This window comes from Protofrankia sp. Cas8 (assembly GCF_963555845.1).
Lineage (GTDB): Bacteria > Actinomycetota > Actinomycetes > Frankiales > Frankiaceae > Protofrankia.
In genome coordinates, this window is the sequence record NZ_CAUVXI010000075.1 from 8,388 (window position 1) to 11,987 (window position 3,600).

The following is a 3,600-nucleotide window of genomic DNA, read 5'->3' on the forward strand; positions in this document are numbered from 1 at the left end:
GTCAACCATTGTCAGATCCGGCAGCTCCAGGCTCCGCGGGGCTGCCGTCTCACCCCATCGAAGGGACGTTGCGGTGACCACGATTCCGCTGGTGGATCTGGCGGCTGCGCAGGCCGAGATCGCCGAGGAGGTGCGGGCCGGGTTCGACGAGGTGCTCGCGACCACCGCGTTTGTCGGTGGAAAACACGTTTCGGCATTCGAGCGCGAGTACGCCGACTTCTGTGCAGTCGGGTACTGCGTGGGTGTGGGCAACGGTACCGACGCGATCGAGCTGGCGCTGCGGGCGGCCGGTGTCGGTGCGGGCACCGCGGTGAGTGCTGCGACCGGTACCACTGGCGGCGTTGACGAGGTCGTCATCCCGGTGAACACTTTCGTGGCTACCGCCGAGGCCGTGGTCCGTGCGGGTGCGCGGCCGGTGTTCGTCGACGTAGACGACGATCATCTGCTCATGGATCCGGACGCGGTGGGCGGGGCGTTGACCGACCGTACCCGTGCGGTGATCCCGGTCCACCTGTACGGGCAGGCCGCGCCGGTGGAGCAGATCGCGGCCGCGTGTCGTCCCGACACCATCGTCGTCGAGGACGCCGCGCAGGCACAGGGCGCCGTCCGTGGTGGACGGGCTGCCGGCGGGTTGGGACTGCTGGCGGCCACCAGCTTCTACCCGGGCAAGAACCTGGGCGCGGCCGGCGACGCCGGTGCCGTCCTGACCGATGATGCCGAGCTCGCACGCAAGGTACGGCTGCTGGGCGCGCACGGCAGCGAACGCAAATACCTGCACGAGTCGCTGGGTTTCAACTCGCGGCTCGATACCCTGCAGGCCGTTGTCCTGCGGGCCAAGCTGGCCAGGCTGGCCCGGTGGAACCAGGCGCGGGCCGCCGCGGCGCTGCGCTACGACGAGCTGTTGGGTGGGGACTCCCGGGTCCGGCTACCGGCGACACTGCCGGGTAACGTCCATGTGTGGCACCTCTACGTGGTCCGTGTTCCCGACCGGGACGCGGTGCTGGCACGGCTGCATGAACAGGGTGTGGGAGCCGGGATCCACTACCCGGTGCCGCTGAACCTGCAGCCGGCCTTTGCGGGCCTCGGCTACGGTGCCGGTGACTTTCCCGTCGCCGAAAAGGCGGCCGGGGAGATCCTTTCTCTGCCCTTGTACCCGCACATCACCCCCGAACAGCAGGAGCGGGTGGCCGAGGAGTTGCGGAGAGCACTGTCATGACAGGGGCCGTTTTCGTCCATCCTCACGGCCTGTGCGAGAGCGACGACGTGGGTCCGGGAACCCGGGTCTGGGCGTTCGCGCACGTGCTGGCCGGTGCCGTGATCGGCGCGGACTGCAACATCTGTGACCATGTGTTCGTCGAGTCCGGCGCCCGGATCGGCGACCGGGTGACGGTGAAGAACGCGGTGCTCGTGTGGGACCTGGTCACCGTGGAGGACGATGTCTTCCTGGGTCCGAACATGGTCTTCACCAACGACTTCCGGCCGCGTGCCGAGGTCAAGAAGACCCGGGACGCGCTCACCCCTACGCTGATCCGCCGTGGTGCGACGATCGGTGCCAATGCCACGATCGTCGCCGGGGTGATCGTGGGCGAGTACGCGTTCGTGGCTGCCGGAGCCGTCGTCGTCCGGGATGTACCCGCGTACGCACTGGTCGCGGGCAATCCCGGACGGGCCCTGGGCTGGGTCTGTGCCTGTGGGGAACGGCTTGATTCGCAGCTGCGCTGCGTGGCCTGCTCGAAGGCTTACAAGCCGGCTGCCGATACCGACGGGCTGTGCGAGACGGCGCCGGCTGCTGTTTCGACGCCGGCAGGTGTTTCGGCGCCTGCCGGTGGCTCGATGCCCTCCGCTGTTTCCGTGCCGTAGGACTGCTGCGGCTGTTCCGGTGTTGATCGGGCCAGCCGCAGCAGCGGGAACAGCAGTACGACGCATACGGCCAGCCCGGCGAGGGGGAGCAGGACCAGTCGGGCGGCGTCCCCGTGTACCACCGTGCCAAGGCCCACCATGACCAGGACAAGGGCAGTGGTCGCGACGGCCGGCCGGCCGCAGTACCGCAGGGCGGCGGTGGGGCGGACGTCCGCCCGCGCAATGGCGAATATGAACGCCGGGCCTACGACCACCACGGCCACCGCGGCCTGGGCGAAGGCGACACCACCGATACCGGCCGTGTGTGCACCGACGAGCAGGGCCGGGGTGAGGACCACCAGCCAGACCCCCTGGACGGCGAAGATCGCGCGAGACCGGCCGGCACCCACCAGTAGGTCGTAGGCCAGTTCGGCGGCGACCCGGGCGGCCCCGAGGACCGCGAGCCAGCGCAGGGCGTCGGCGGCGGCATCCCACTTCGGTCCGTAGACGGTGCGGATCACCGGCCCGGCGAGCACGGCGAGGATCGCGCAGACCGGCAGCGTGGCCGCCATCAGCAGCGCGATCGAACGGGCGAACGCGTCGCTGAGCGCACGGCGATCGGCCGACAGCCGGGCGAACGCCGGCATGGCCACTCTGCGCACGGCCAGGGAGAACATGTTGACCGGCCAGCTGGAAAGGTTGAACGCCAGCATGTAGAAACCGAGCGCCACCGGTCCCAGGACGGCGCCGACGACGACATAGTCGACGTTGAGGACTCCGAAGACCAGCAGACTTGAGCCGGCCAGCGGGAGACCGAAGTCCAGCAACGCGCGGACCTGACTTCGGTCGAAGCCGAACCGGATCTGTGCTCCGGCGAAGATGAAGATCAGGGTTGAGGTGGTGATGTTACCAGCCAGATAGCCGATGGCCAGGCTCCACGCGCCATGCCCCATGACGGCCAGTCCGATCGTGGCGGTCGTGTTCACGACGAGTCCAGCAAGGTCGGCGACCATCCGCCGGTCCTGCTGGAAACTGCGGGTGAGCAACGCCGCGGGAACGGAAGCCAACCCATCGACAATCATGCTGGCCGCCAGCACCCGGACCAGGTCGGTCGCGGCGGCTGAGCCGAGCAGGCTTGCGATGCCCGGTGCCAGCACCAGGGTGAGCAGAAAAAGTCCGGTGCTGAACCCGGTCGACAACGTCTGTACGGTCGGGGCGATCAGGCGAGGGTTCCCCGGCCAACGCACGATCGCGAGGGAGACACCTAGTTCGTTAATGGACAACAGCGCATTCAGGACGACCAGCGCGACCGCGAAGTCGCCGTAGTCCGACGGGCTGAGGAGCCGGGCGAGGACGACCCCGGTAACGACGGTGCCCAGGCGGCTGAGTGCATTGTTCAGGACGCTGAAGCCAAGGCCGCGTCGGACGGCCCCGCCGAGCCCCGCTCCGGTGCCCTCGCCTTCGTTGTCGGCGCCCTGATTGCCGGCGCCCTGGTTGTTGGCGGAGGGACCCTGAGCCGGTTCGGCCAGGGTCGGCGGGGATGGCACCCCGGGTGTTGACGCGTGTGCCGGCATGTGCGGCATGGTTCCCCCATCTGCGACTGGCCGGTCGGTGTCGCGGCCATGCTGTGACGCTCATCGAAGCACGGTTCTGCTATGATCTATGCCGATCATCTTTAATATCGTCGTTAATATCATCGTTGGCATCAGCTGGAAACAACACGACGACAACGCCGTGTTGCCTCGTTGCTCCGTCCGGGAC

Annotated in this window: 2 protein-coding genes and 1 pseudogene; 2 read left to right on the forward strand and 1 reads right to left on the reverse strand. The window is 68.3% G+C overall.

Annotated elements, in window-relative coordinates; translation table 11 throughout:
• Positions 1-73 precede the first annotated feature (73 nt).
• Together U9977_RS13005 and U9977_RS13010 are read left to right on the forward strand one after the other, a co-directional pair.
• Positions 74-1,216, forward strand: coding sequence for a DegT/DnrJ/EryC1/StrS family aminotransferase (locus U9977_RS13005; RefSeq protein WP_322749506.1), 1,143 nt, complete (start codon positions 74-76; stop codon positions 1,214-1,216).
• Positions 1,213-1,860, forward strand: coding sequence for an acyltransferase (locus U9977_RS13010; RefSeq protein ID WP_322749507.1), 648 nt, complete (start codon positions 1,213-1,215; stop codon positions 1,858-1,860). Before U9977_RS13005 ends, U9977_RS13010 begins: the two co-directional genes overlap by 4 nt.
• A 470-nt stretch (positions 1,861-2,330) precedes the next feature.
• Here the strand turns inward: U9977_RS13010 and U9977_RS13015 are convergent.
• Positions 2,331-3,422: pseudogene (locus U9977_RS13015) on the reverse strand (oligosaccharide flippase family protein); the annotation flags it as partial.
• Positions 3,423-3,600 lie beyond the last annotated feature (178 nt).

Excerpts from the sequence above, each read along its gene's own strand:
- U9977_RS13010 (WP_322749507.1), top strand. The coding sequence starts at position 1,213 with ATGACAGGGGCCGTTTTCGTCCATCCTCACGGCCTGTGCGAGAGCGAC.